The sequence below is a fragment of the Pseudidiomarina insulisalsae genome (assembly GCF_003987065.1).
Taxonomy (GTDB): Bacteria; Pseudomonadota; Gammaproteobacteria; order Enterobacterales; family Alteromonadaceae; genus Pseudidiomarina; species Pseudidiomarina insulisalsae.
In genome coordinates this window covers 28157-52994 of sequence record NZ_PIPY01000005.1, presented here as the reverse complement: position 1 = coordinate 52994, position 24838 = coordinate 28157, and the positions used below count along the sequence as shown (strand labels likewise).

Genomic DNA, 24838 nt, shown 5'->3' with positions numbered 1-24838 from the left:
TCCCTTTTCGCTTAACGCTGCGTCCGACGACGCAGCCATATCAGTGGTAATCCTAACAAGGCTAACCAGGCACCGAAACTACCCGATGACTCCTCACCGGCATCTTCTTCACGAGGATACACGGTAATAGTTACCTCATCAGTGTCGGACAGCTCACCGTCGCTGACGGTCAGGCGGAACACCAGGTCCTGCTCGGTACTTACGCTCGGCGCATTGAACTGAGTGGTTTCGCCTTCCGGGCTGGATAACTCAACCGCCGGGCCTGACACCTGTTCCCAGTTGTACGACAGCACGTCGCCGTCAGGATCGCCACTACTTGAGCCGCTTAAAGTCACCGCCTGGCCGCTGGGCACGCGACGCAGCGCGCTGTTGGCGGAAGCGTTTGGTGCCCGGTTGGGTCCCTGAAAAATGACCTGAACCTGAGCTGTATCACTGTCCGTACCATCCGAGACCGTTACCTCGAATACAGCGGTTTCTGTGCTATCCACCGCAGGTACAACAATGCTGGCAATAGCCTGATCCGCATCAGCGATGGCGGCACTGGTGCCCGACACCTGAGTCCAGCTGAAGCTTAATGTATCGCCATCCGGATCACTGCTGCCGCTGGCATCAAGCTCCAACGTGGTATCGGCTTCCTGCGGGCCCTCCACCTCTTCAACAACCGCCTGAGGAGGGTTATTGATGACACTAATTTCCACCGTCCCCACCGTGGTCATCTGTCCGGCGCTATCGACGCCGCGATAAGTAAAGCTGTCGTCACCGACAAAACCACTCGCCGGGGTATAGGTCAGATTATTATTTGAAGTTACCACCACCGTACCATTGCCGGGTTCGCTAACAATCTCAGCAAGTACCGCGCCGTCCGCTTCGATCACCTGCGGTAATACTGCGTCATACGAGCGGTTAGCGTCGCTGACATTCACAAGCGTCAGCAGGTCACGACCTGCTTCGGCAAATGCCGTGCTGAGGTCGATGGTCGCCGGTTCGTCGCGGCCGGTGGTGACTACGCGGTCCGGTGCATCGGCAATAGTGTCGACCTGCATGGTGAAGTCAATCACCACCGAGGCACGCGCACCGCGCTCGACCTGCGCCAGTAACACATCAGCATTTGCCGGATAGGTACCAAGACCATCAAAATAGTACTGTGCACCAATCACGCCTAGCGCATCGGCTGCCGCTTCCGCACCAATGGTCAGGTTGGCTGGCGCACCTGCTGGCAGGTCAATGTAGTTAAAGTAAACGTTGTCGGTGCCTAATTCAGCCCAGAGCGAAAAGGTGTAGCGATCACCTGAGTCGTCATCATATTCGCGGACGTTTTCGAACTCAATCGCGAGCCAGTTTGTATCATTTACCTTAACAGCAGCAATATTAAGCTGGCCGCCGCCAGCATCTAAACCAATTTCGAGATCTGACCAAAATGGAGCCCAGAAAGCATTGGGAGGACTTTCATCAGGAATCGCTTGATTTGAAGCACTGTCAGCAAAATCATTTCCGATACTACCTGCACCGATAATACCGTTGGCTGAAATCACTAAATTGTTATACTGCACTCCATCAAGATAAATCCCTCCTAAGTTCTCGATTGGTAATGAGAATACCTCATCATCACAATATTCAGTGCACACAGGGTTATCAATTTGGTTACCCGTGAGTTGCGCTACTGTTTTTCCTGCAAAAAAAAGTCCGTTTCTTAAGCCTATTTCCTGAATATCAGGCTCGTCATTTTGACTGCCTTGCCAGACAATTTCACCGGCACTGATAGTCAGACTGGTACGTTGCGACAGCGTCTCATCGACAATTACTGAGCTCTCATCAAGTATCGCACCATCAGGTAAGGTAACGCTTAAGGTCACCGGCGTCTCACCACTACCAAGTGCACCTTTGGCCTGCACGCCAATTGGCGCATCGATGGCAACTTCACCTGAAGTGTGCGCGGCAGTTACAATCGCTTCATTGTCCGATGAACTGGCATACACCGCGACCGGTAAACGAAGGGTCGGATGTGGTGAACTGGTTAACAGCACCTCACCGAAATGCCAGCCTTCGGCGGCAAACCGAGTGTCGATTGAGAAGGTCAGGCTACCGCTTTCACCGGCGTTGAGCGCCAACAGGCCCTGATCTACGACTGCAGAGATATTCGGATCATTGAAACTGGTTTCAATGCTAAAACTTACCGCAGCATTACCAATATTGGTAAAGTTGCGGGTAAAGTCGCAGCCCAGTGAACAGGCGTTATTGGCTAACGACGGCGTATCCACCACCACTTGGGTCGCTTGCGCGGCTTCAAGATTCAATCGTCCGGCCCCGCGATCAAAAGGCGTGGTCGCTGAAATAAGATCATCATCTCGTAAACCGCTGTCACTGGAGGTCATAAGAATTGACTTCAATTGTTCAGCAGTAAGGTTCGGCCGTGTATCTAGCACCAGCGCAGCGGCACCGGCAACATGCGGTGATGCCATCGACGTGCCATCTAACTCAACATAAGAAGAATTTAGATAGGGCGCAATAATGTCACTGCCTGGTGCAGTTAGATCAGGTTTCAGAAAGGTCGAGTTACCATTAGGGCCACGGCCGCTAAAATCAGACATGGTATCGGCCAGATTATCGGTTACATACCGCTGCGGTATATTGATAGTAGCCGTGTCACCATTCTGCCAGTCAGCTATGATTGCCTGACCGTCCGGCTGGGTGATGGATACCGAAGGTAAAGTTGCCTCGCCCATGCTCATTCTAACGATACCTGGCTCGTTGTTATAAACAATCATCGCCAACCCGCCGGCCGCCTGAATATTATTGGCTTTAGTACTGAAGTTACAGCTACCGCGCTGAACCACCACAATTTGCTGGTTGAAAGTGCCACTGGCAAAACTCGAGCAGGCGAGATTGTCGCCGCTATTTGCAGCCAATGCCAGCAACGCTGTAATAGGTTCATTAATGGTAAAATTACCAGAGCCAGGCTTCGCGTAAATTTCACTGAAAGCACCTGTTTCTATAATAGATTTTACGTCACCGCCGTGCTGACTGCTAGAGACCGTCAAGCCATCCTCAATACAACCTGGACAAGCGATGGTGCGATCGCCCGGACCCGCATTCCCAGCAGCTGTAACCGTTAATACACCGGCCTCTCTAGCAGCTGCAAAGGCATCCCGATAGGGACTGTCAGCGGGATCTCCACCCGGACCACTGCCCCATGAGTTATTAATCACATCAGCTCCGTCCGCTACAGCATCTTCAAGCGCGGGAAGTAGCTGCGATGAGCTTCCCGAAGCAGGACTATCTTGAGGACCATCAAAAAGTGCTTTATAAACCATCAAGTGAGCACCCGGCGCAACACCTGTTAGGTTCAAGCTAGCACCGTCAAAAGTTACTGTGGCGGGATTACCTGAGGCTATACCAGCAACATGGGTACCATGGCCATTAATGTCTAACGGACTTTCAGTTTCTTTAGCGTCTACCTCCCCCTGGGGCTCATACCAGCGCGCGACAATAATCTTGTCGTTACAGAAACTTATATTGGTAGTGCAATAATCAGCTTTAGACGGGCGTGGAACGGTAGGATGGCCATTGTCAGCAAACATGGGATGTTCTGGATCGATCCCGCTGTCGATAATCGCGATTTTAACATCACGACCAGCCTGCGCTTGTCCACCCAACGCGCTCCAGACCGCCGGTGCGTTAATCAGATCCATCGAGGTGGCCGTGTTGGCGTAGTACTTCTTGTCTTCGTACACGCGTTTCACGCCAGGCACTTGTGCAAGGTGTGCGCGTAGCGCAGCTTCATCGCTGACTTGCTCCGGAACTTCAACAACCAGACCGTTGAAGGTCAGCGTCAGGTGGTGTTTTACCTCAAGGTTGCCGACCCTAGCACGTAAGCCACGCGCCACCTCGTTCTGTTTGCCTAACAAATGCTGCTGATAGCTGGTCACCGGTGTCGAATTCAGTTGTAACTGCGCCGCCCCTGTTGCTTTCGGGCTGGTGGGTGCGAAGCCGGCCAGGCCGCCTTTGTAAACTGCAGCAGCAGGATCTTCAAGCTCCACGATAAAGCGCGTGACGGCATAGTCACGTACCATCTTGGTGGCACTCTTATCGCGCTTATCCAGTTGATGCTGGGTAATTAATTGCGGGCTTTGCGTGGGTTGCTGCTGTACCTGTTGTGCTACGGCTGCAGTACCCACCAGAGCTGACACGACCGCCACGGCGAGAGCCGCGGGGCGTAAAACAGTGGTTTGGGTTGCCATTTTATCCTTCCTGCTGTGTGGTTTTTATAATTATCGTTTTTTTAAACTTAGCACGAAGAGATAAAGAGAAGGTAGCCTTTCTGTGTTAAGAATGTTACAAAATTTTACATTTAGGAATTTACCGGGGCTTCTAATTGCAATCGTTCGGCCAATAACACCGCCTGCGTGCGGCTGTACACGCCAAGTTTACGAAAAATGGCCGTAATATGGGCTTTGACCGTCGCTTCGGTAATATTTAGCTGATAGGCAATTTGTTTGTTCAGCAGACCTTCGTGCAACAGGTAAAGCACACGATATTGTTGCGGGGTTAAATCAGCCACTTTACGCGCCAGCTCCTGATCTTCGGCGCTGACACTATCAAGACGACCGCGTACCTGTTCCGGCACCCAGGTATCCCCTTGCATAATGGCGTCGATGGCTTCGGCAATGTTGCCCGAAGACAATGACTTAGGAATAAAGCCCAAAGCGCCAAAACCGATGCACTTTGCCACCACCGCAGCGTCTTCCGAACCCGAGATAACCGCGACCGGTAACAACGGAAAGTCCTCCCGAATGCGGATCAGGCCATACAAGTCACCGCTACCTGGCATGTGCAGATCAAGTAACAACAAGTCGACGTCGTCATCGTCATTGAGCGCGCTGAGTGTCGCTTCCAGATCGCCCGCTTCTCTGAGTTGCAAATTGGCATAGTGATTCGCGAGGGCGCCTTGCAGCGCCTCGCGAAATAACGGGTGATCATCAGCGATAAGGAATTTAGCCATGGGTGCTATTTGTTCAGTCGATTCTCTATCAGCGAATCTACCACACCCGGATCGGCGAGCGTAGAGGTGTCACCCAGGTTTTCAAATTCATTGGCCGCAATTTTGCGCAAAATACGACGCATAATTTTTCCCGAGCGGGTTTTCGGTAAGTCCGGCGCCCAGTGAATAAAGTCAGGGGTAGCAATGGGGCTAAGCTCTTTGCGTACCCATTCACGAACCTCTTTGGTCAGTTCATCAGTAATTTCAGTGCCTGACATCGCAATCAGGTAAACATAAATACCCTGACCTTTCAGATCATGCGGGTAACCGACTACCGCCGCTTCAGATACCGCCGGGTGCTCGACCAGCACGCTTTCAATCTCAGCGGTGCCCAAACGGTGCCCGGAAACATTCAGCACGTCATCGACGCGGCCGGTGATCCAGTAATAGCCGTCTTCGTCACGACGCGCGCCATCGCCTGAGAAATATAAGTTCTTATAAGCGGAGAAGTAAGTCTGCTCAAAGCGCTCATGGTCGCCCCATAGGGTACGCGATTGACCCGGCCAGGAATCTTTAATCACCAGATTGCCGTCGACAGCGCCGTCAAGCTCTTCACCGTCGGCATTCACCAGCGCCGGTTGGACGCCGAAAAACGGTCGCGTCGCTGAGCCTGGTTTCAAATCAGTCGCACCCGGCAGCGGAGTAATCATGATGCCGCCGGTCTCGGTTTGCCACCAGGTGTCCACAATAGGGCAGCGACCGTCACCGAGCACATTGTAATACCACTCCCAGGCTTCCGGATTAATTGGCTCACCGACCGAACCCAGAATACGCAACGACTCGCGGGTGCTGGTCTCGGCTGCTGCCGTGCCTTTGGCCATAAGCGCGCGAATCGCTGTTGGCGCGGTATAAAGAATGTTCACGCCATGCTTGTCAATCACCTCACCAATACGACCCACGCCCGGATAAGTGGGCAAACCTTCAAACACGAGCGTGGTCGCGCCGTTAGCCAGCGGGCCATAAACAATGTACGAGTGCCCGGTAATCCAGCCCACATCGGCCGCGCACCAGTAAATATCTTCTTCGTGGTAATCAAACACATACTCGTGTGTCATCGACGCCCACACCATATAACCACCAGTGGTATGCAGCACGCCCTTCGGTTTACCCGTCGAGCCTGAGGTATAGAGAATAAACAGCGGGTCTTCAGCATTCATCACTTCCGGCTGGCATTCGGTTGGTACATCTTTAATCAGTTGATCCCACCAGACATCGCGGCTGTCATCAAACGCTACATCGCCATGAGTGACCTTCGCCACCACTACGTGCTCTACCGTCGGGCAACGGTCGTCTTTCAGCGCTTCATCCACATTGGCTTTCAACGCAGTAGTCTTGCCGCCACGACGGCCTTCATCAGCGGTAATCACCACTTTAACACCACAGTCGTTGACCCGATCGGCAATCGCATTGGGCGAGAAGCCGCCGAAAATAACCGTATGTACCGCACCAATGCGGGCACAGGCCAACATCGCATAAGCAGCTTCAGGCACCATTGGCATATAAATTGCCACGCGATCGCCCTTCTCAACACCAAGCTTCTTCAGACCATTGGCAAAACGGGATACCTCAGCATGCAGCTGCTGATAGCTAATCTCCTCGCTCACCGACGGGTCATCGCCTTCCCAGATGATCGCCGTCTTGTCACCACGCTCAGCCAAATGCCGGTCAACACAGTTGTAGCACGCATTCAACGTACCATCTTCAAACCACTTAATACTGATATCGCCCGGTTGAAAGCTGGTGTTCTTCACTCTCGAGTATGGACTAAACCAGCTGATACGTTGCCCCTGCTCGCGCCAGAAGCTTTCCGGATCGTCCACACTCTGCTGATACATTTTCTGGTAGTCATCGTTATCAATATGCGCGCGGCTTTTGACTTCCGCCGGTACTGGGTAAACATTATGCTGCATAAAACCTCCGGAACTGCTAATGCGATATTGGATATTAGTTACTGGATATTAGTTACTGGATATTAGTTACTGGATATTAGTTACTGGATATTAGTTATTGGATAGTGGTTGAAGTACCCCCCAATAACCACTATCCAATAACCAACAACGCTTTTGATTTTACCTACCTTCTGGCATTTAGGTGCGGGCGACCATTAGACCATAGTCTAGATTGATTATTTCACCTAAGCATTCGATGCTTTTTCGTGCAAAACAGAATCAGCTAACGAATCAAGGAGCACCGCAATGCTGCCCAAAACACTAACAAAAACACTGCTCGCCAGTGCCGTATTAGGCGGTCTCGCCATGACGCCCGCACACGCCGCAGACCCGCAATGGAACTTCAGCGGCTACATAAAACTCGACGCATTTATGTCAGATTATCAAGATGGTAACGCGCCTGCCAGTGGCTTTATCGGCCGCCAGTTTTACATTCCCAGCACTACGCCTGTGGGCGGCAATGGCGACGACATCGTCAGTGACTTTCACGCGCGCCAGTCGCGCTTTTTCTTTGATGTCAGTCAGGTTCTGGATAATGGTGAAGCCATAACAGCCCGCATTGAGCTCGACTTTATGACAGTGCCGGTGGGCGACGAGCGCATCACCAACTCCTACTCACCGCGTCTGCGCCAGGCCTATTTCACCTACGGCAATTGGCTGGTAGGTCAGGCCTGGTCGAACTTTCAGAATTTAACCATCTTGCCCGAATCGGTGGACTTTATCGGTGCCACTGACGGCATTATTTTCGCCCGCCAGCCGCAACTACGCTACACCCAGGGTGGTTTCAGCGTGTCGCTGGAAAACCCCGAAACCACGGTAACGCCCTTTGGTGGTGGCAGCCGTATTACCTCAAGTGATGGCATTATGCCCGACCTGACCGCCAAATATGTTGGCATAACCGGCGCTGTGACTTATAGCATTGCTGGTCTGGTACGCCAGCTGGCTTATGACACCGATAACAACGGCGACGACGAAACCACCGCAGGCTATGGCATCTCACTGGGCGCCAAATGGCAGTTAGGCAAGCATGATCTGCGCGCTTCGTTTCAGACCGGTTCAGGTTTTGGGCGCTATCTCGGGTTGAATACCTTCAACAGCGCCGTCATTGACGCCAATGGCGACCTTGAAGCCATTGACGCCAGCGGGGTCACGCTGGCCTACCGCCATGTCTGGAATGATACAACCCGCAGCAACCTGGTTTTTAGCCGGGGCTGGGCCGACAAGGACACTCACCTGACCGGCGTCAACACCACTAAGTTCACCCAGCGCCTGGGCGCGAATGTCATGTACTCACCGGTGAAAAACCTGACTTTCGGAGCGGAGCTGTCGCGGGCAACGCGGGAACTGGAATCGGGCACAGACGGCGATATGACGCGCCTGCAATTCATGGCCCTGTACAGCTTTTAAAAAGCAAAAGCGTTATTCGTTACTGGATACTGGATATTGGAAAGCCGTCACTTGCCAGTAACTAATATCCAGTATCCAGTAACGCTCTTGTAGTTCAAAGGTTTTCGAGCGGGATGGGGCGGCCGAAGAAGTAGCCTTGCATATAATTACACCCAAGATCCGTCACAAACTCGGCCTGCTGCGGCGTTTCGATGCCCTCAGCCAGTACCGCAAAATCAAGACTTTGCGCGATCCGGATGACCCCTTCAATCAACACCCTGTCGCTCTTATGATGGCGAATACCAGCAATAAAGCTGCGGTCTATCTTCACCACATCGACTGGCAGGCGCTTGAGATAGCTTAGGCTTGAGAAGCCGGTACCGAAGTCATCAAGGGCAATGCTAATACCATGCCGACGCAGTGTTTGCAGGCGTTCGATAGCGTTCTGACTCCCTTCAAGCAAAATACTTTCGGTCATCTCCAGCTCAATCCAGCCACCGCGACAGCCGGTTTCGTTCAAAGTATTCAGAACGAAATCAACGAAGTTAGCACGGTTAAAGTGCAACGCAGAGATATTCACCGAGACCCTTAATTTTGGGTCGCGCTGCTGTAAGTTCACTGCGTCCTCACACGCGCGTTGGAACACCCATTCGCTTAAGGGCACAATTTGCCCGGTCATTTCTGCCAGCGGAATAAATTCCGCCGGGGCAATGAAGCTGCCGTCGGTTTGCGGCCAGCGCAGTAACGCCTCGACCTGTACCGTTTGCTGATCGTTCGAGCGCACAATGGGCTGGTAATGTAACTCTAGCTGGTTGTGCTCAATCGCTTCCTGCAAGCGACTGCGCATGGCGGTGGTGGATAGTAAGCGCCGCGCCATGCTGTTGTCGTATTCAAGAAAGTAGTTATAGCCGAGTTTCTTCGCCTGGTGCATCGCCATGTCAGCACGCTGAATAAGTTCCAGCGGCGTGCGCACGTCATCGGTCTGATGCGCCACACCAATGCTAGCTGTCAGATAAATCTTATGCTCGCCTACCCGGTAAGGCTGCGCCACAGTACTCATAATGTCTTGCGCCAGACTTTTCACCCGTTCCGGGAACTGGGTCATGCCCTCAAGCACCAGAATAAATTCGTCACTGGCAAAGCGCGCCAGCTCACTGCGCCGCGGCTGTTCCGCTTGGAGTCGTTCGGCCAGTTGATTCAAAATGGCGTCGCCAACATGCAGGCCAAGACTGTCGTTAATAAGCGTGAAGCCGTCCAGATCAATAAAGAGCACGCTCACGTCCTGCGTGTCATGGAACTGGGTGCCTATAAATTCCTCAATACTGTCGCGGTTCCAAAGTCCGGTCAGGCCATCATGATGTGCCTGGTAAAATAACTGACGCCCCTGTACCTCCAGCGATACATTTCGTTCGACCGCAAGTACTACGAGCAGCACCAAACCGATGCAACCAACGATGATTAGCATCTGTAGATTTGAGGTTTCCTGCAGGTTGTCGAGCCGATAGAGAAACGCCTGGGTCGGGACATCTTTGCTGTAGTACATCGATAAACCGCTTTCGTGCAGCTTGAGCGCTTTATTATCCAGATACTCTGCGGTCGGCTGCGTGACCCAGAAACCAGCGCGGTCCATCCAGCGACCTGGGGTCACTAAGGTATAGGTTTCAATATCGCTACTATAGGTATTGAGCATGGCAGTACCCAGCATGGCGCGCACGTCAAGCACTGCCAGAATGGAGTAGAGTCCGCTATCACCTAATGTCTGCGGGTCACGAAAGTTGACCGGTATACGAATAATCAGCTTCGCGGTCAGCTCATTGGCACCAAACTCCGGCACCATCAACTGAGTTTGTGACGCAGCCTCGTCAAGCGCTCGTATGATAACCGGATCGGACATGACTTTCTCAAAGTAGCTGCTACGCGAGGGTTTCATGCGCTCAAATACGACCCGATTGTTAGGACTAACCAACATTAGCGAGTCAAGATAGTCGACATGGCGCAAATAGGCGTCAATATCGATTTCCATCAACTCACTGTGTTCGTCCAAAGGATAGTTTTCCCAACGCTCACCGAGCCGCTCAAATAACTCGATAATACTCTCACCCATGGCGGTGCGACTGTCACGCAACTGCTGAATGGCACGTTCGCCGTCGCGCTTCAGGTCGGACATTTCGGTATGAAACATACCGACGCCAAACACCATGACCGTCAGAATCGCTAGGGTAGTAAAGGTAGCGGATGTCGGCGAGAGGCGCGGTAAGGGCCGCCGCCCCCGATAACTGGCCGCATAAAATGCCACGCCCGACAATAACGCGGCGACACAGACCACCAGGCTGCCGGTTGGATGCTTGGCGAGTAATGGTGCTTTTAAAAACAAGTGCATAATAAAGAAGGCAGAACCTACCACGGCCAGGCCAAGGCCGTAACCGGCACCCAGCTTCAGCGTGAGGTTTTGCCATGGGCGACGCTCACCAGCTCGGGGGAACTGCATGAGTAAGCCGACAGCGACGGGCAAAAAGGCAAGGTAAGCAAACCAGGGAATCTGCGCACTGAAATTATCAAAACGGCTACCGGCCAGGCCATCGACAATACCAAGGATGGCGATCGCGGCGAACAGCGACGCCCACCAGCGGGAGTAAGGCTTCTCGCGCCGATAAATATGCAAGAGCACACTTAAGCCGATGCCTATCATAACCAGCTGGAAAGAAGAACTTATGGAGTGATACAGCAATTGCTGGGTCGGCTCGAACAGTCGATAACTAAAAATCAACAGCCCGGCGAACACCAGCGCAGTGGCGGTGACCAGTTGTAGGACAGCTCTAGCCTGTATGTCTGTGTTTATTATTTTCATCGGCCAGTTCAAAACTTTAAGTTAACGTTACCGTTCCATATAAACACAAATTTTTAGGCTTGAATAGCAGTTTTACTTAATGCGGAATGCCAGCCAAAGCAGGCCAAGATCAGACAAATTGCGCGATACTGTCCATTTACGGCCCTTGCTATCGGTAACGATAGCGTGGGTGAGCGTTGGATTGCGCTTAAACTCGCGCCGGATGGAGCGCAATGATGCAACCAGTGAGTCCGTAATATGTTGAGAGAAGTTCGAAACGGCCTCGTCACCCCGATAAAGCACCACTTTCCGTGTTTTCTTCAGTCCTTTCATCGTCGTTACTCTTGGTTACATTGCTGATGTGGAGTACTCAAACAAGTGCCATTTTACCTGTTGTTTGTTGCTTTTTCTATAAACTTTTGTACGATTATGACGCACTAAACGTTAGTGGATTTTTACCAAATCTTTGAAGTGACATAAATATGAGGATCTGCATATCAAAGTTTAGACAGTAGGTAGATGTTGCATCTACGGGCATAAAACTTTCATGAAAACAGGTAAATGGATTCGGTAAAAGTTGTATCTTTTGCGCTAAAAAGACAAGACTTTGATTAGGAATCGGCTATACTCGGAAGCGATTACAAATAAAACATTCTCGTTTTTTGGAATAATAAGAATATATAAGGATATAGCCCCATGCTCATTTTAAGTCGCAAAGCTGGCGAGTCACTGAAGATCGGTGACGACATCACTATTACCATTGCCGATGTACGAGGTTCGCAGGTGCGCGTGCAGATTGAAGCACCACGCGAAGTACCAGTGCATCGTGAAGAAGTGTATTACCGCATTCAGCGGGAGCAGGAAAAAGACTTCAGCGAGTTGTAAAAGAGGATGAGACCGCACCCGTGCGATCTCAGTCCTGCATTTTGCGCCAGATCAGATCGTTAATGGTCTGATCGCTTGGTTGATAGTCAGTCGGCGCATTCAGCAATAGTTCTCTTAGGGTATCAATTTGGAAGTTCTGGCAGGCTTCGTTCAGCTGGGTGAGTAACTGCTGCATTTGCGGCCACTCTAGCGCACGCTCATGAGCGCGACAGATGCGCGGGTGATCGGACGCCACCACGTTGTCCCCAATCAGCAACTCTTCATAGAGCTTCTCGCCGGGACGCAGCCCGGTGTAGGCGATGTCAATGTCGCCGTCCGGATGCGCTTCAGAGCGCACTTCAAGTCCACTCAGGTGAATCATCTTGCGGGCCATGTCGACAATTCGTACCGGCTCGCCCATATCGAGCACGAACACCGCGCCGGAATCGCCCATGGTGCCAGCCTGAATCACCAGCTGCGCGGCCTCAGGAATGGTCATGAAATAACGGGTGATATCGGGGTGCGTTACGGTCACCGGACCGCCTTGCTCAATCTGTTGCTTAAACAGTGGTACTACTGAACCTGAAGACCCCAGAACATTACCAAAGCGCACCATGCAGAACCGCGTACGACTGCCATTACGTTTTGCCAGGCCTTGCAGCACCAGCTCGGCCAGACGCTTGGTAGTACCCATAACGTTGGTCGGACGCACGGCTTTATCGGTTGAAATCAGTACGAACAACTCAACATTTGCATGCATAGCTGCCTCAGCGGTATGCAACGTACCAAAGACATTGTTGCGCACGCCTTCGACCATGTTGTATTCGACCAAAGGCACATGTTTGTACGCCGCTGCGTGATAAACCGTCTGTACGCTGAATGACTGCATCACGGCTTCAATGCGATTTTGTCGCTGCACGGTGCCGATAATCGGGTAAATCGCTACTTTTTGCAGGTTCAGCCGCTGCTGCATTTCCCGTAGTTCGCGCTCAATGCTGTACAGACCGAACTCTGAGATTTCATACAAAACAAGCGCTTTCGGACGCTGTTGAATAATCTGACGGCACAGTTCTGAGCCAATGGAGCCGCCGGCCCCGGTCACCAGCACCACTTTGTCGCGAATATGCTGCTGCATCAGCATTGGATCCGGGTCAACGGGGTCGCGGCCAAGCAGGTCTTCAATGCGCACATCCTGCAGCTGGTCAATCGCCATATCGCCATTGACCATGTCGGCCATCCCCGGCACCGTCAGTACCCGAATGTTTAATACTTCCAGCGACTCTAGAATCTGCTTACGTTTTGAACGCGGCGCGCTGGGTAATGCCAGCAGAATCCGCTCAACGCGGTTGTCCCTGACCGCCGCTTCAATCTGGCTCGGATCGATCACCGGTATGCCCAGCAAGTAGGCCCGTTGCAGGGTCGGATCATCATCAATAAAAGCAACGGGCGCGAACTCTTCGCCATTGGTCAGCGCCTGTGCCAGCTGGCGTCCCGCGGAGCCCGCGCCGTAAATCATCACCGGCAGCTTCTTGCGGCTGACCAGACGATGATGTAATTCACGCATAGCAAAGCGGCTGCCACCAATAATAAGCAGCGCGGTCAGGCCAAAGTTCACAATGCCGGTGGCCGGCAGATTCACCGAAAAAGCAGTGACCAGCGCCCATAGCAGCAACGTCGAGAACACTGCGCCAATCAAAACCACACCGAAGGCGCGCACGGAGACATAGCGTACAATGGCCCGGTACAAACCTAGCTTCACATACACTGCAACCGAGCCGATGATCAGCCAGCAATAGACCGCTAACCAACCCAAAAGATCGTTGGGGATCAGCTGATCTTTACTAAGTAGCATGGCGACAACGAGGGCGAAGCTGATAGCAGCAATATCGACAATCACGCTGACCGTGCGTTTGGCTGAGCGCGGCAATTGCAGTAGAGCGGTAAGTAATTTCACAGGTCTTTACATCCCGGTAACATAAACGTTGTGGCTTCCTTTTAAGAGGGCGAATTATAGCTTCGTTGCGGGGCATCGACAAGGATTTGCGACAAGATGCTAAAAGTCTGTGAAAAAAATTGGATAAAATATCTGGCGAATCCACATATCTCGTGTTATGTTTTTGTGACTCGGATGTGAATATTGCTCACACGGACGCAGGACCACAATTTCATGAAGACCGTTCTTCTTATTTGCATATTATTAGCTGCAACCATCGCTATCTGGAGCGGCGCGACACTGGCTTATTTTTGTGCGGGTCTGGCGCTGGTGAGTTACTACGAACTTTGTTACCGCCGCGATCGCATTGATTTAGCCTGTATTGTCGGCGGTGTCTTCTTCATTTCTTGCGGTTTTCTGGCCCTACACGATAACCTGATCATGACCGGCAGCGACTCGGCTTATGTGCAATTGACCACTTTTGTAGCTCCTGTGGCGCTGGTGCTGCTCGCCACCTTGGTGTTTTGCATCGGGCTGGTGGAACGCGCGGCATTGCGACCCGACCTGGAAGAGTCCAGTGCTGACCTGCCTGGTGGTAATCACAGGCGCTCGCGGCTTTGAAACAGCCGCCCAAGGTTATTCATCACGGCGCTTTTGCCGGTGTCACTGGCTCATGCCATCAGTTATTTCTTGCTCGTAATCAGTCCGTTCTTATCGATTGCGGTTTGTTTCAGGGCGCCGAAACCTCAGGGCGTGGTGCTGATGCTGACACTCAGGCCATTGAGTTTGATATCAGTTTCGTGCGGGCGCTTATCGTTACCCATACGCACATTGATCATGTCGGACGCATTCCTTATTTATTAATGGCCGGATTTCGCGGTCCTATCTATTGCACTCATGCCACGGCGCTATTGCTGCCGTTGGTTATTGAGGACGCACTGAAAATAGGCCTGACCCGTGATCGCAAGCTGATTTCATCGGTGCTGACATTGTTACGCTCATTATTGCGGCCGCTGGATTATGACGCCTGGCAGGCACTTGATGTGGCTGATGTGCAACTGCGTTTTCGCCAGGCGGGGCATATCTTAGGCTCAGCTTATGTCGAGTTTGAGTGGCTTGAGAGTAGCTATCGCGTGGTTTTTTCGGGTGATCTTGGCTGTCGCAACACGCCCCTGTTGCCTGATCCTACGCCGCTTGAACGTGCTGATTTGTTATTTTTAGAAAGTACCTATGGCAATCGTAATCATGAGTCGCGCGAGGACCGCGCGCAGCGGTTGCGTTCTGTCATTGAACGCTGTGTTTTAGACCGGGGTACGGTGCTGATACCGGCCTTTAGTATTGGTCGCACGCAAGAGCTGCTTTACGAGATCGAGGATTTGATTGCCTCGGCCGGCGACATCTGGCCACAAATGACGGTCATTCTGGACTCGCCAATGGCGGCCGAGTTTACTTCTTTATATAGTCAGCTGAGTTCTTTGTGGGACGCCGAAGCCCTGGCGCGCCATCGCTCGGGGCGCAATCCTTTGGACTTTGCCCGCCTGCATACCGTGCGCAGCCATGAAGAACATGAGCGGGTGGTGAATTTTTTACGCAGTTCCGGTGAGCCTTGCATTGTGATTGCCGCCAGTGGCATGTGCACCGGCGGGCGCATGGTCAACTATCTGCGCGCGCTGTTACCCGATCCGCGTACCGATGTGCTCTTTGTTGGCTATCAGGCGGCCGGTACACCGGGGCGTGTTATTCAACAGTACGGCCCTGCCGGCGGTTATGTTGAGCTTGACGGCGAGCGCGTAACGATCCGTGCCGGCGTGCATACCTTGGGTGGGTATTCTGCTCATGCTGATCAACAGGAATTGCTGGATTTTGTGCTGCAGGCGACTTCGGTGGGGAGTGTGCGGCTGATTCATGGTGACCGTGACGCACGCGTTTCTTTGGCGGCGTTACTGTGCGCGCATGGTGTTGCTGCGGTTGCTGACCCCACTAGCATTTGAGTTGCCTAATAAGCCTACATTCGCTAGGTTATAACAAACTGTATATTGGAATCGTTTATGAAATTCACGTTTGGGCAGCGTCAAAGAGCCCTGTTTGCCGTGTTTTCCGTGGTTTTTATTGCCATTGCCTACTGGGGAACCGAAGCGGTTCACAGCCTTTACAAAGAGCAATTGCTACGCGAACAACGCAATGACCTGAATAAGTCAGTCGCCTTAGTCCGCGCACGTATTGAAGCCCTCATTTTTCGCGAGACCTATATTGCCGATAGTATGGCGACCGTCGTTGGTTTCGCCCCTGAACAAGTTATCCGCGACTGGCCTTCTATTGCGCGGCGTTTAGATAAAAAATCTGAGATCGCCCGCAATATCGGCCTCGCGCCAAATAATGTCGTTCAATATGTGTACCCTGAAAAAGGTAACCGCTCGGCAATTGGCTTTGATCTTCGAACTAACCCCGAGCAATTCATGACGGTCCTGCGCGCGATTGAATTACAGGATGTCTATGTCACCAACCCTGTTGATCTGGTTCAGGGAGGGAAAGGCATTATCGCTCGCTTTCCGATCTTTACCGACGTCCCTGAGAATCGGGACTATTGGGGTACTATTAGTGTCGTGATAGATTTTGACGAGTTTATTAAATTAGTCGGGCTGAATAGTATTTCAGGCGCGGAGATTGCGCTGCGCGGTCACATTGAATCAGATGACGACCGGGAAGTTATTTTTGGCAGTGTCGAGACCTTTAATCAGGCTGACATTCAACTGCCTATTGCCATACCCAATGGCGAATGGCTGCTCGCTGCCAAGTATGGTCTGACAATTGACAACCTGCCTTTTTGGCAGCGTCACATCGCCCGTATCATCGCTTGGGTGATTGCCGGCGTACTGTTTTTATCACTGCTAACCTTTTGGCGCTCAACCTTAATACACCGTAGTGTCGCGCGGCAGGACGAGCTAACGGGCCTGCCGAACCGGCGGCATTTTATGGAAGTTTTGAATCGGCAGCTCGCGTCGCGCCGCCCCCGGCACTTTACCTTGCTGAATATCGACCTGAACGGGTTCAAGAAAGTAAATGATGTGTATGGCCATCAGGCTGGCGATGAATTGCTGCGGCTGATTGCCAATGAGCTGCGCGCGTCTATTCGCATTTATGACGAAGTCGCGCGTGTGGGCGGCGATGAGTTTCTGGTGATTTTGCACCGCCTTGTCGATCCCGAGCGCGTGCGCGATAAAGTGGCGAAAATTCGCCAAACTGTCGAAAACCACCCCCTCGAATGGCAGGGTGACAAAATCTACCCCTCATTGAGCATCGGCTCCTACATTTATACCGGCGAAAATATCTCCGCCCAGGAAATACTCACCCACGCCGATAAAAAAATGTACCAAGAAAAGCGCCGCACCACCTAAGGGCAGACCTCCCCCACCCCCCTGGCTCCGCCAGAGGGGGCAGCCCCCTCTGGCGCAAGCAAAAAATCACTCGACCTCTGCCCTCTCTATTTCAAAGCCTAATTGCTTGCTCATTGCCGCCCGAAACTCCTCGCCGCCGAACACCGACTGGTGCGTCTGAGCGTCCCGAATCTGTTCGCGCAGCTTGTCGTAGTCGTCACTATCTACATTGGTCGCCGCAATCAGCTGGCGATAGGCTTTGCGGCAGTCAGACAGCGTGATGCCAAGCTTCAAGAAGGAAAGGTGGGGCACCAGCATAGATGAAAAGATACCCTCGGCATTATGGCGATAAGAACTCCAGTGCCAGTGACGCGGATGGGTAACGAGCCCGGCTTTGACCGGGTTCATTTCGATGTACTTATAAACATTAATCACATACTCGTCGTAATCGACCAGCGCCGAGAAATAGCGCTTCTCATAGAGCGTCCCCGTGCGGCGGTATTTTGAGTTGTAGTACTGGGTATAAGAGCCCGTGGTACACATCATCATCCGCCCCGTCATCTTCCGCTCACTTGGGGTTACCAGAAGATGAATGTGATTCGGCATCAACATCCAGGCGTGCACGACCATATTGTACTGCTCGGCGTAGCGGATCAGCATACCTGCAAAACGTTGATAATCCTCATTTTCCCTGAACATCAGCTGCCGATTATTACCACGTTGCGTAATATGAAGCGCCACCCCCGGCACGTCATTCCTTCTACGATTTGGCATAGCGACCTCCCTGTTGCGCTCAGAGGTCAGTATAACAGCCGGCTGCGCCAGCAGGGGCTGCCCCCTCTGGCGCAGCCGGGGGGTTGTGGTGACATCTGCCCCGGCTGGGGGTGGGCTAGATTGAGGCACGCTGTGGCGTAAGCGTGTTATGCAAGACAACGGGCTACGGGGCGGTGTCACTTAGGTTTTCGTGAAAATACTCGATTTGCGACTGGGGGAATAAGTCGAGGATTAGCGTGGTCGGGTCAGAGGTAGGTAGTGGTTCCCTGTCGCGAAGGGAGGGGCAGCCCTCCCTTCGTAACAAACAAAACCTTTGCGCCTCTGCCCTCCATGACAGAACCATCCTTGGTCCGGCGCTGAAAGCTAAGGAGTCGGGCTCCTTAGCCTTCACAAAACAACGAACACGTTTGTTACGAATATTCGAAAACAATGTGAAACGTCATTTGCAAAATAAGATACATCAAAAAGATACCGAAAGGTACAACTTTTTAACCAGTTATTTACAGCACTCTCTCTCATCGGTCACTAATTTAGCACTTAGGCCGCATGGTACAAGGGCTCAGAGGTAATGGAGTAATGATAATTTTTTTCGCTGACAAGCCGTTTTTAGGAAATAACGTATAAATTTTTGAACAAATTTCGTACATTAACCGTGATATCCAGCCGAAAAAAAACCAGTCACACAGTATCCTCAAGCGACCTCATTCTGCTTGTCCGCGCAAAATCAGCTACGCTATTTCATACAGAAGAATTTTCATTATCCGCTTTCGCAATTTTTTGTCAGTCGCAAACAAGCGCTCGCAGAAGGAGGACAACAGATGATACTAACCAGTGCAGTCATTTTAACCTTGCAGCTGCAGTTCGACCGACCGGAGTTTCCAAATACAGAGCTACGTCTGCAGCAATCGGCAAGTTCGGCCGAGCACCAGCAATGGGTCGCTGGCCAACGCGGATTCACCGCGCATGAGCCTTTTGGCCTGGCGCTGACGCCAAGCTCCGGCGAAGCCCTGTCGTTCGCGCTACGCGAATACAACGCCAATTGTCTGCATAACGGCAACATTGAATTGCCAGGGGATCTCGAAATAGGTGCGCTAAAGCCAGGGCAGGAAGTTAGCGCTAACTATCAGCTACATGCACAGACCTGCTCCTATGCCGCATACGACTGGCAGGGAAACGTACAGATTAAAGTAATTGGTCGTGAAACGTCGGAACACGCGCCGGATCTTACCATGGTGCCCCAACCACTGCATGACGCGCCCTGGCAACCGCAGCCACCGCAAGCACAGGCGCGCCCGACCATGTATCAACCGGATCAACAGGAATACCCCACCACTTACGGATGGGCGCAAAGTGACAGTGACGGCCAACTGCTGGTGCACTACTCATCACAGCCTTGGCTGGCGGTGCCGGCTTATTCGCTGAGCAAAACATTTATCGCCGCCAATGCCGCGATGCTGCTGGAAAAACAAAGCGATACGCCGTTACTCACACAAACGATGAATACCTGGGGCACCGTCTGTGAAGGGGAAACCTGGCAGTCGGTGAGTTTGCGCGATGCACTGAACATGCGCACCGGGCATTTCATGGATCGTGGTTATGGCAAAGACGAGGCGGCAGAAGCCACGGTTAATAACTTTTTCACTCCCAGCAGTCACGCCGATAAGCTTAAGCATGCGTGCAGCTATAAGGCACAGGCGGAACACCCCATTCCCATGGTGTATCAGAGTTCAAGCACCTATTTACTGGCCACTGCGCTGCAAAACTATCTGAAACAACAACAGCAAGGCCGTCTTGATGAGCTTTTATACGAACACATCTGGCAACCGCTTGAGCTCAGCCCGCTGGCGTATAGCATTGATACTACCAAAGATGATCGCCAGCAAGTCTGGGGCGGCTATGGTCTAAGCCTGCTTCCCCATGATCTGGTGAAGCTCGCGCACTTTATCCAGCACGATCCGATGAACCTCGGGTTCAGCGATATCCTTGGTCAGCCGGAGCAGGCTCACCCCGTGCCCGGTCACAGCAACCTGCGCTATCGCGATAGCATCTGGTTCTGGCAACATCCGGAAAGCGAAAAATGGTACCCGTTCCTTAGCGGCTACGGTGGCATCATCGTGCTATTCCTTGATCCTCACCATATCTATTATCTGGTGAGCGACCAACACGACTATCGTTTCGCCAGCATCATTGAAAGCTTCCAAAACCATAAGAAATAATCTAACAAGGGCAGACCTCGGTAAAAAATCGAGCCGCGCCAGAGGGGGCAGCCCCCTCTGGCGCTGGCAGTGCGGGCGAAGGGGGGCTGCCCCTGCTGGCGTCGACGAGAACGCGAGCCCCGGATTTGAATCTAAGCCTCAACGCTCCTATGCTAATACTCGTACGAAGCTAGATAAACGCCCCTGCGCCAGCGCCCAATCAGTCTGGTACGCAAGAAAGTGCCATCACGAGCAAATGACAACAATGAGGCCTGGATGAAACTCGACCACAGCTTTGAAAAATTCGCGAATTCGTTGCCCTTTCTTTTTGCGTTTGTGGATAATGACCGCTGCTATCGATTTGTGAATTCCTCTTTCGAGGCCTTTTTCGGTGTCTCGCTACAGGACATTAAAGGAAAGTCGATTGGGGAGATTGTTGGCCCCCAATCCTACGCCAAAGTATCGAAATTGCACCAGCGGGTACTGAAAGGTGAAGAACTCCACTTTGAAGATGAAATCAGATTGCGCGACGGCCGTCGCCTGCAACTTGATGTGCGCTATATCCCCAACCGTGACGAGCACACCGGCGAGGTACATGGTTTTTTCACGCTGATCAATGACATTACCAAGTACGCCGGTGCTGCTGAGGTATTGCGTGCCGTCCATGATGTCGTGCACCGGCAATCGCAAACGTTGTCGCTCGATCGAATCGACAAGTTACTGCGCCTGGGATGCCACTATCTGAATGCGCAAACCGGTATCGCCAGCCGCATCATTAAAGACGACTATATCGTTGAATATATTCACACTTCTGGCGAGCCAATTGCTCCTGGCACGTGCTTCAACGTCAACACGACCTATTGCTCAACGGTACTTGAGGCAGAAGCAGTCGTCGCCATTGAGAGTATTACCGACAACGACGACTTCCAAAGCCACCCCTGCGCCAAAGAGCTCGAAGCTGAAAGTTACATCGGCTTCCCGATCAGAGTGAACGGACAAACCTGGGGCACGCTTAGCTTCAGCAATCCAACGCCACGCATTACACCATTTTCTGAGCTAGAGATTGAACTGGTGAGCCTCGTTTGTTCGGCTATCGAGACTGTTTTACTCAACAGCTCGAAGACGAAGCGCTTGGAGCAACTCGCCTATTCCGATTTTCTGACCGGCCTTACCAACCGCCTGTATTTAACCGAGCGTTTTGAAGATATCAAAGCGCGCACCAACACGACGTCAAATATTACCTGTTTAGCGCTTGTCGACCTTGATCACTTCAAGAAAGTCAACGACACCTATGGTCATGACGTCGGCGACCTTGTGTTGCAACGGGTCGCACGTGAACTCTCGGGCATAGTGCGCTCCACTGATTGTTGCTCACGTGTCGGCGGTGAAGAGTTCGCACTGTTACTGCCTGATATTCCACGGAACAAATCTGAGCAATTGCTGGCGACTGTTCGCACCGTAATCGACCGGATGCGTATTACGTTTGACGACTCCGAGCTAAGCCTCACTGTCTCTATCGGCGCGACCGCGGTCGGCGAGGACGAAAGTCTCAGCGCAGCCTACAAACAGGCGGACCTTGCCTTATATCAGAGCAAGAAAAACGGCCGCAACCAGGTTACCTGGGCGGATAGCTGACACGGCAGTCTTGCATTTAATTTTTGTTTACTTAATGATAAGCAGACGTAAGCAGCTGCAAAGGACATGAACCCGATGGCGAGAAGTTATACCGAGCACTTCGAGACACGAGGGACTGCCTACGAACGTGCCATGACCCGCTTTCCTAAAGCGCGCGATGAAGAATTCGCGCAACTGGTTCAGGCCGCAGCTATCGTCGGGGCCATGCGCGTCGCTGACATTCCCGCCGGCGGCGGTTATCTGGCGCGACATCTGCCCCCTGACTGCGAATGGCTGGGCCATGAGCCCTGCGCCAGCTTTACTAACCACGGCAACAACGCTGCAACCTCGGTACCTTTATTGCCCCTGCCGTGGGCTGACAACTCAATTGACTGCGCGGTAAGCCTTGCCGGCGTTCATCACCTCGATGACAAACGGCCGTTATTTGCTGAAATCGCGCGGGTACTCAAACCGGGTGGCCGCCTGGTGCTCTCTGATGTACAGCAAGACTCGCCCGTGGCAAAGTTTCTGGATGAGTTTGTTGGCGCTCATAACAGCACCGGCCATGAGGGCATTTATCTCAATGACGACACGCCGCATTTACTAACCGCTGCAGGTTTTCGCGTCGAGCAGGTGGCGCAGCAGCAGTTTTTCTGGCGCTTGGCGACACGAGAACAACTGGGTGACTTTTGCTGGCAACTGTTTGACTTACAAAGTGCCAGCCCTGCGCAAACCGTTGCTGCCATTGACGATTATCTGGGCTTTACTCACTTCGCCGACGGCACTGTCGGCATGCATTGGCAGCTAACCACGATCACGGCGGTGACCCATGACTAGCAAGAATAAGGCACAGTCTCTTGGCATCGTTTCGCAAAAATACATTCCTGGTTACTGGAAAGGACGCCGCCAACCAAGCTTAGTATTGGGCCTGCGCGGCAGCCCGACGCTCGCCTCACAACTTAGCCAGCCGCAAACCGGCGCGCAGTTGCGGGCATTTTTTGACGGCTTTGGTGTATTGGCCAAGGTCGATGAGGTGACAATTGACCCGTCACACACGCCTGTTGCCAGTTGGGAGCAGCTGGTGCGACAGATCGCGCTGACCGCGACGCATATTCTTGAATATTTAAAGTATCCGTTACTCGATGCGCCGGCGGTGGTTTTTGGCGCGCGTTCGTTGAGCTCAACGGTGGTGCAAGCGGTGCCCCACTGTAATCCGGTCATTTGTACGCAAGCTTATAAGATCGTCATCGACTTTTTAAATCAAGCACTTTTCAGTAACCACTATACTATTCGTCAGAGTCAGCTTCTGGAGGTTCTGGAGCAGGTGAGAAGCTCTCAAAAACAAAGCCTTAGCCCGCTATTTTTAAAAGCTGCCGTTGAACTTAATATTCCGGTGATCCCATTAAACGGTGCTATTACGCAGTTCGGCTTTGGTGCCAACTCGCATTGGTTTGAACATACTTTTTCCCTCGATAGCGCTAATATCTCCGTACGGCTGGCCCGCGACAAACTGGTGACCAACCTGCGCTTACGGCAAGCGGGCGTGCCAGTGCCGGAAAACAGCTTTGTGGAATCCGCCGACGAGGCGCTGCAATTTGCTGAAAAGGTCGGTTTTCCGGTAGTCATCAAGCCGTCCAATCGTGATGGCGGTAAAGCGGTTACGGCCAATTTGACCAACGCGAACGAAGTGCGCGCGGCGTTTGCAAAGGCTGCGGAGGCTTCTGAGCGGGTGATGGTCGAGCAACACGTCGCTGGCCGCGATTATCGTGTGACGGTCGTCGATGGCAAAGCGGTGTGGGCGGTCGAGCGGGTTCCCGGCGGTGTGTTTGGGGACGGGCAGCTGAATGTTGCCCGGCTTATTGAGCAGGAGAATTTAACCTTGCATCGCCGCGTTGGCCCACGGCAAACCCTGAAACCGTTGCGCCTTGACGATGAGGCCCGGCATATACTGGCAAAGCAGGGGCTTAATGCTGAAAGTGTGCCCGAGCGCGGACAGTTCGTGCGCCTGAGCAGTATCGCTAACGTCGCCACCGGGGGCAGGCCGGTGCCGGTGTTTGACCGGCTACATCCGGATAACGCCGCGTTAGCTGAACGCGCAGCGCGTGCCCTGCGCCTCGACATTGCCGGCATTGACCTGCTGATTGACGATATCTCACGCTCGTGGCGCGAAGTGGGCGCTAACATCTGCGAGGTGAACGCACAGCCAGATTTGGGCGCGACCACCGCATTGCACCTTTACCGCGACGTCTTGCAGGCACGCTTGCCGCTGAACCCCCGCATTCCTGTGGTTGTGGTGGTCGGTGAGGACTCGCTGGCTGAGCTTGTGGACAGTTGTCGCAAGGTGCCGGGCCTGGGCTGGATCACCTCCGAAGGCATGGGCATTGGCGCCGATGTATTAGCCGACGCTTCCGGCGCGCAGTCAGCGTTTACCGCCTGCCAGGCGCTGTTGACCGACCCGGCCGTGACCAGCCTGTTACTGCACGTGCGCGACGGCGACATCAGCAAAAATGGCCTTGCTTTCGACAATATCGACCTACTGGTGTTTACCGAACGACTGTTACCACAACACTTGCATCTTGAGCTTTGTAAAACCCTACTCCCCGTATGCCGACAGCAACTCGCCATTGTCAGCAACAGCGCCAAACCCATCGAGCGCCCCCGCGCGCTGCTCCCCGACGCCTGCCAGTTCCGCCAGATCGCCGCCACCGACCTGCACGACCTCGCGCTCAGCTATCTCGCCTAACCCCCACCACGCCAGAGGGGGCAGCCCCTTTTCGGGGCAGACCTGCGCCCGGGGCAGACCTCCCCTGCGCACCGCCCCTGCGCCAGCAGGGGCAGCCCCTGCTGGCGCAGGGGCGAAAAACCGAGACCTCTGCCCAAGAAA

Annotated in this window: 16 protein-coding genes; 9 read left to right on the top strand and 7 right to left on the bottom strand. The window is 52.9% G+C overall.

From position 1 onward, the window contains the following. Positions 1 to 11 precede the first annotated feature (11 nt). The 3 genes from CWI71_RS05525 to acs form a co-directional block, all read right to left on the bottom strand. Positions 12 to 4238 (bottom strand): S8 family serine peptidase, encoded by a 4227-nt coding sequence (locus CWI71_RS05525; RefSeq protein ID WP_126754280.1) that lies wholly within the window; start codon positions 4236 to 4238, stop codon positions 12 to 14. A 110-nt stretch (positions 4239 to 4348) separates the two neighbouring features. Further along, positions 4349 to 4999, bottom strand: coding sequence for a response regulator (locus tag CWI71_RS05520; protein WP_126754279.1), 651 nt, complete (start codon positions 4997 to 4999; stop codon positions 4349 to 4351). Positions 5000 to 5004: 5 nt separating this feature from the next. Continuing rightward, complete coding sequence (gene acs / locus CWI71_RS05515) at positions 5005 to 6948, bottom strand: acetate--CoA ligase (RefSeq protein WP_126754278.1); 1944 nt, start codon at positions 6946 to 6948, stop codon at positions 5005 to 5007. 285 nt (positions 6949 to 7233) lie between these two features. Between acs and CWI71_RS05510 the strand changes: the two genes are divergently transcribed. Beyond that, entirely contained in the window at positions 7234 to 8394 is a 1161-nt protein-coding gene (locus tag CWI71_RS05510) for a DcaP family trimeric outer membrane transporter (protein ID WP_126754277.1), read from the top strand. A 94-nt stretch (positions 8395 to 8488) separates the two neighbouring features. On the opposite strand, the gene CWI71_RS05505 is transcribed toward CWI71_RS05510, so the two are convergent. Beyond that, entirely contained in the window at positions 8489 to 11221 is a 2733-nt protein-coding gene (locus CWI71_RS05505) for a putative bifunctional diguanylate cyclase/phosphodiesterase (RefSeq protein ID WP_126754276.1), read from the bottom strand. Positions 11222 to 11293: 72 nt separating this feature from the next. Further along, complete coding sequence (locus tag CWI71_RS05500) at positions 11294 to 11533, bottom strand: hypothetical protein (RefSeq protein WP_126754275.1); 240 nt, start codon at positions 11531 to 11533, stop codon at positions 11294 to 11296. Between the two features lie 363 nt (positions 11534 to 11896). Here CWI71_RS05500 and csrA point away from each other — a divergent pair, with 363 nt between their 5' ends. Then, positions 11897 to 12085: a carbon storage regulator CsrA gene (gene csrA / locus CWI71_RS05495; RefSeq protein ID WP_126754274.1), complete on the top strand. Its 189-nt coding sequence runs from the start codon at positions 11897 to 11899 to the stop codon at positions 12083 to 12085. A 28-nt stretch (positions 12086 to 12113) separates the two neighbouring features. Here the strand turns inward: csrA and CWI71_RS05490 are convergent, their stop codons facing one another. Beyond that, positions 12114 to 14018: a nucleoside-diphosphate sugar epimerase/dehydratase gene (locus CWI71_RS05490; RefSeq protein WP_241967638.1), complete on the bottom strand. Its 1905-nt coding sequence runs from the start codon at positions 14016 to 14018 to the stop codon at positions 12114 to 12116. Positions 14019 to 14231: 213 nt separating this feature from the next. Between CWI71_RS05490 and CWI71_RS05485 the strand changes: the two genes are divergently transcribed. From CWI71_RS05485 to CWI71_RS05475, 3 genes are read left to right on the top strand one after another with little or no spacing between them, the layout of a single operon-like run. Continuing rightward, entirely contained in the window at positions 14232 to 14618 is a 387-nt protein-coding gene (locus tag CWI71_RS05485) for a hypothetical protein (RefSeq protein WP_126754273.1), read from the top strand. Then, the gene (locus CWI71_RS05480; protein ID WP_126754272.1) at positions 14615 to 15988 is read left to right on the top strand and encodes an MBL fold metallo-hydrolase RNA specificity domain-containing protein; all 1374 of its coding nucleotides are present in this window, start codon (positions 14615 to 14617) and stop codon (positions 15986 to 15988) included. The genes CWI71_RS05485 and CWI71_RS05480 overlap by 4 nt, the downstream gene beginning before the upstream one ends. Positions 15989 to 16045: 57 nt before the next feature. Beyond that, positions 16046 to 17392: a diguanylate cyclase domain-containing protein gene (locus CWI71_RS05475; protein ID WP_126754271.1), complete on the top strand. Its 1347-nt coding sequence runs from the start codon at positions 16046 to 16048 to the stop codon at positions 17390 to 17392. A gap of 66 nt (positions 17393 to 17458) precedes the next feature. Here the strand turns inward: CWI71_RS05475 and CWI71_RS05470 are convergent, their stop codons facing one another. Beyond that, positions 17459 to 18145 (bottom strand): transposase, encoded by a 687-nt coding sequence (locus tag CWI71_RS05470; RefSeq protein WP_126754270.1) that lies wholly within the window; start codon positions 18143 to 18145, stop codon positions 17459 to 17461. An 818-nt stretch (positions 18146 to 18963) separates the two neighbouring features. On the opposite strand from CWI71_RS05470, the gene CWI71_RS05465 reads away from it, so the two are divergent. The 4 genes from CWI71_RS05465 (at position 18964) to CWI71_RS05450 (ending at position 24697) form a co-directional block, all read left to right on the top strand. Continuing rightward, entirely contained in the window at positions 18964 to 20361 is a 1398-nt protein-coding gene (locus CWI71_RS05465; protein ID WP_126754269.1) for a serine hydrolase domain-containing protein, read from the top strand. A gap of 255 nt (positions 20362 to 20616) precedes the next feature. Next, a complete protein-coding gene (locus tag CWI71_RS05460) occupies positions 20617 to 21975 on the top strand; it encodes a sensor domain-containing diguanylate cyclase (RefSeq protein WP_126754268.1) in 1359 nt (452 codons plus the stop codon). Between the two features lie 75 nt (positions 21976 to 22050). Next, the gene (locus CWI71_RS05455) at positions 22051 to 22791 is read left to right on the top strand and encodes a class I SAM-dependent methyltransferase (protein WP_198678735.1); all 741 of its coding nucleotides are present in this window, start codon (positions 22051 to 22053) and stop codon (positions 22789 to 22791) included. Then, complete coding sequence (locus CWI71_RS05450) at positions 22784 to 24697, top strand: ATP-binding protein (protein ID WP_126754266.1); 1914 nt, start codon at positions 22784 to 22786, stop codon at positions 24695 to 24697. Before CWI71_RS05455 ends, CWI71_RS05450 begins: the two co-directional genes overlap by 8 nt. Positions 24698 to 24838 lie beyond the last annotated feature (141 nt).

Excerpts from the sequence above, each read along its gene's own strand:
- CWI71_RS05525 (WP_126754280.1), bottom strand. The coding sequence starts at position 4,238 with ATGGCAACCCAAACCACTGTTTTACGCCCCGCGGCTCTCGCCGTGGCG.
- CWI71_RS05520 (WP_126754279.1), bottom strand. The coding sequence starts at position 4,999 with ATGGCTAAATTCCTTATCGCTGATGATCACCCGTTATTTCGCGAGGCG.
- acs (WP_126754278.1), bottom strand. The coding sequence starts at position 6,948 with ATGCAGCATAATGTTTACCCAGTACCGGCGGAAGTCAAAAGCCGCGCG.
- CWI71_RS05510 (WP_126754277.1), top strand. The coding sequence starts at position 7,234 with ATGCTGCCCAAAACACTAACAAAAACACTGCTCGCCAGTGCCGTATTA.
- CWI71_RS05505 (WP_126754276.1), bottom strand. The coding sequence starts at position 11,221 with ATGAAAATAATAAACACAGACATACAGGCTAGAGCTGTCCTACAACTG.
- CWI71_RS05500 (WP_126754275.1), bottom strand. The coding sequence starts at position 11,533 with ATGAAAGGACTGAAGAAAACACGGAAAGTGGTGCTTTATCGGGGTGAC.
- csrA (WP_126754274.1), top strand. The coding sequence starts at position 11,897 with ATGCTCATTTTAAGTCGCAAAGCTGGCGAGTCACTGAAGATCGGTGAC.
- CWI71_RS05485 (WP_126754273.1), top strand. The coding sequence starts at position 14,232 with ATGAAGACCGTTCTTCTTATTTGCATATTATTAGCTGCAACCATCGCT.
- CWI71_RS05475 (WP_126754271.1), top strand. The coding sequence starts at position 16,046 with ATGAAATTCACGTTTGGGCAGCGTCAAAGAGCCCTGTTTGCCGTGTTT.
- CWI71_RS05470 (WP_126754270.1), bottom strand. The coding sequence starts at position 18,145 with ATGCCAAATCGTAGAAGGAATGACGTGCCGGGGGTGGCGCTTCATATT.
- CWI71_RS05465 (WP_126754269.1), top strand. The coding sequence starts at position 18,964 with ATGATACTAACCAGTGCAGTCATTTTAACCTTGCAGCTGCAGTTCGAC.
- CWI71_RS05460 (WP_126754268.1), top strand. The coding sequence starts at position 20,617 with ATGAAACTCGACCACAGCTTTGAAAAATTCGCGAATTCGTTGCCCTTT.
- CWI71_RS05455 (WP_198678735.1), top strand. The coding sequence starts at position 22,051 with ATGGCGAGAAGTTATACCGAGCACTTCGAGACACGAGGGACTGCCTAC.
- CWI71_RS05450 (WP_126754266.1), top strand. The coding sequence starts at position 22,784 with ATGACTAGCAAGAATAAGGCACAGTCTCTTGGCATCGTTTCGCAAAAA.